Annotated in this window: 1 protein-coding gene; it reads left to right on the top strand. The window is 30.2% G+C overall.

Translation table 11 applies throughout. The features are described from left to right. On the top strand, positions 1-362 hold a 362-nt coding region (locus LRB30_RS05835; protein ID WP_231020164.1), incomplete at its 5' end, for a DUF1357 family protein. Positions 363-411 lie beyond the last annotated feature (49 nt).

Genomic DNA, 411 nt, shown 5'->3' with positions numbered 1-411 from the left:
TAAAAGACATTATGCAGGCACAACGTAGGGAACTTGTTCGTAAGTTTGTTCCAATTGAACAAATTAAGGCTATTGCTAAAGTGGCGGATATAAGTCATATTGATGGAGAAATACTAGAACAACTTGTCTCTCTGGCTAAAGTGAATATCAAATTAAGAAAGAATGCTAGTAGCAATTCTACTTCTGTTGAGTCTATCAAGGGCAATATTGCTAAATCAGAAGAAAGAGTAAGTTTGCTTGATTCTAATTTTGTTCCAATTAATTTTACAGAATTTGTACAAGCTATAAGTAATACTTATAAGCAAAGAAGAGTTCAATTTTATGAAAATCTAAATCGGCATAAAAGAACAAGTATTACTTAAAGGAGTTTTTGATGAGTGATATTACAAAAATAAAACAAGAGTTTGATAA

Origin of the sequence: Borreliella americana (assembly GCF_021043605.1) — a bacterium.
Classification (GTDB): Bacteria; Spirochaetota; Spirochaetia; order Borreliales; family Borreliaceae; genus Borreliella; species Borreliella americana.
The sequence above is the reverse complement of the archived record's forward strand: the minus strand, read 5'-3'. Positions and strand labels throughout refer to the sequence as shown.